Raw genomic sequence first — 3156 nt, forward strand, 5'->3', positions numbered from 1 at the left:
CAGCGCTTCGTTGCAAACGGAAAACCGCTTATGCTACGGTCCACTCTTTAGACCGTTCTGGATGGTCCCATCGTCTAGCCTGGCCTAGGACGGAGCCCTCTCAAGGCTTAAACACGGGTTCGAATCCCGTTGGGACCACCATCTTCTTTCTGCTACAAAAATGCAGTGCCTAAATAGTATCTAATCGGCTAACGGTGGGATTGGCTAGGCTGATCCTAAAAGGTCTTGTATGGCGGCTTCGATGTCTGTTTTCCTAAACTTCCAAACGTTTTGTAAGCTTCCCCTCATTTGACAGTCTGAACGGAGGACGTTCTGGCACAAACATCAGCGCGGCGATCCCCCGCGCATCGCGCTGCGCCTAGTCCACCACGGGCCGGTCGTAGGTGACGCGGCCAGTGCCGAGTGGTTACAGCGTGATAACGAGGAGCGACCCCCTGACGCGCTGGCGGGTCTACTGCCCTCCAGGTATCGAGCTCAGTTGAAGCCTGACGACCGAGGTCATAACCCTCCGCTTGACACCAATTACGGGCAACAATAGACTTGATCCAACTTAATCAAGAGAAAGGTACATATATGGAGTATTTTTACGGTTTCCGGCCTCTTGGTTACCTCCTTGTGGCGGTTACCTGCTTCCTCACAGCATGTAGTTGGTCAGGCCTCTCTGAAAAAGAGGTATTTACTCTTTATCGCAATACTCCATCAGCCCCTGACTTTCGAGCTCATGTCGCAACCTTCGACGCTGACCATTTTGACGCAGAATTGAGCGAGGTCATTAATTCAAACAATTGTTCAAAGACAGTGGCTCTGCTTCAAGAATCTAAAAAGTGGGAGGGGGTTAAGTTTTGGTGCGAGATGGGTCGTTTCAAGAAGTGAAGAAGCTGCGAAGGATCTGTTGAAGAAGTACCGCGAGAAGATGACATAAAATGCTCGGCTTTGTGGTTCACAAAGGTTCTAGCGTCTGAAGCAATGGCGAGAGGAAAGGAAAGGAAAGAGCTGGCCCACACTCTACGAGAAACCGCCGACGCCACAAGGAGCACTGTGTCAAACAGCGAACCAAGTCTGAATGTCATCATCGACCACGCGGTACCTATCACGGTTTCCGTAGATACCGGTATCTTTGAGATCTCGACTCTCATGTCTCTTGAGATGGGCTTGACTCACATTGCGCTTACAGTTTGGCGGACGGAAGAGCCATTTCGCCGCGGAAACAATGCAAGGACACGTACTGTCCACCCTGATACCGACCTGCGGATGACTCGCATGCTGGAATGTCACTTCCACTGGTTTGGGGTGTCGTTATGTAACTATGTGAGTCTCGTGGGCTTCCTAGCGTCTCTACACAACGGTGCCATCAGTCGCAAGGATCTGGAGACCAAGGAGGGACGGAAGCGCATCGCCGCGGCCTGCAAGACATATGTAAAGAGGGTTCCTGAGATCCGGGACGTCCTGCTGTGGCGGAACAAAGCTGTAGGCGTCTTCTCAATCCACGATACCACAGACAATGACAACCTGGTTACGTTCGACATGGCTCCTATGCATCCAGTTTCCTTTGTCGCGCGTAGGTATCGCGTGCGCCAGTGGGACCAGGGAAAGAGGACACGTGGTGTACGTAAGGATGGGTTTTCCCCATGGTCCATTACGGAAGTTTATGAGCGCTTGGCGTCGAGATATTGGCCATCGTTTCGATGGCCAGCAGCCGAGGCCCACACCGCATCGCGCACTTTCCACAAAGGCCTAAAGGGATTCTCAGCCTAGGGTCACTGATCCCAGGCAAATGGCATTCAGCTTTGCAAGCTGACAGGTGATAAAGAAATAACCGATCGCGCCGAACGCTTAGAGCTCACATAGACGAAAGTTCATCAAACTCCCCTCAGGCAATGGCATGTTCCCTGATTTAATTGAAGCATGCCATCGAAGAAGAACCTCAAGACCCGTTCCAGGCCTACATGGAAAGGCCGAAAACAGTTGCCGAAAGTCCACGGCTTCCCAACTCCCCGATACCAATCGGATACCATGGTCAATGTCTCCACGCTCTAACAACTGACTCTGGCATGAACGCTACGGCGTCTTTGCGCAACGGAACCCATATCCAAAGAGCCGGTTCGTCGGTTGCGCATCGAATCGGTGCGCGGATCGCAGGAACTCCGGAACATATAACCAGGAGCCGCCGCGTACCACCTTGCCTTCCCCCTTCGCCGGCCCGATCGGATTCTTTTTCGGGCCTTTCTTATAAAAGTCATGGTCGTACCAATCGAAAACCCACTCCCAAGCATTGCCGGACATGTCATAAATCCCATAGGGACTCTTTCCCTCTTCGAATGACCCAACGGGGGTTAAAGCCTGATGGTTGTCCCATTCTTTTCTCCCGTAATTGGCGTGGAGCCGAGTCGGAGCTTCATTGCCCCAGGGATAGATGCGTCCATCGGTTCCCCGAGCCGCTTTTTCCCATTCCGCTTCCGTCGGCAGGCGCTTGCCGGCCCATTTGCAATAGTTAACGGCATCCTCCCAACTGACATTGACGACCGGCCGTCTCTGATGCTGAGGTTGATTCATCATATTCCAGTCCGGAGGCTCTTCCATGTCCGTCACTTCCAGGTACCTGGCATATTGCCCGACCGTCACCTCAAATTTGTCCATATAGAAAGCATTCAGGTACACGCGCCGCACGGGCTTTTCGTCATCTCCGAGATTGCTTCCCATCGTGAATTCCCCTGCCGCCACCAGCGCCATGGGCATATCTTGGGTCTGGGCCTGCGCCACTGCTACGGATGAGCCGCTTGACGGCAGTTTGGTTGATACAGCAACGGCTCGCTGCCGTGGAAGTTTCATCTGCAGCTGTTGATAGAGGGCCAGTTGGTCATTGTTGAGACCCAACTCATTGGCGCTGTCCAGAGCCTCCTCCACTTGCCGTATCTTTTCAGGAGACATTTTCTCTCCGCTTATCAGGATCTTCGCATCAGACAGCAACCGCCATGCCGTCACTTCTTCGAGCGACCGCCACACTGTCGCTTTTCGCAAGCGTGGTTGTGTCGATCCGGTTGCCCCGGACTTGGCGTCCAGGTGCAATGCGGTCTCGTAATGTTCTTCCGCGCAAGCCCAGGCTTCTACGCTTCGGCAGGCTTCAGCCAGGTTTACATGAGCCTGTACATTCGACGG

General features: G+C 53.3%; 1 protein-coding gene and 1 tRNA gene. One reads left to right on the forward strand and one right to left on the reverse strand.

Features of this window, described 5'->3' with window-relative positions; all coding sequences use genetic code 11:
• Positions 1-63: 63 nt before the first annotated feature.
• A tRNA-Glu gene (locus ACOSYY_RS16950) sits at positions 64-141 on the forward strand.
• A gap of 1917 nt (positions 142-2058) precedes the next feature.
• Here the strand turns inward: ACOSYY_RS16950 and ACOSYY_RS16955 are convergent.
• On the reverse strand, positions 2059-3156 hold a 1098-nt coding region (locus ACOSYY_RS16955), incomplete at its 5' end, for a formylglycine-generating enzyme family protein (protein WP_421663971.1).

It is taken from the genome of Nitrospira sp. BLG_2, assembly GCF_049222245.1.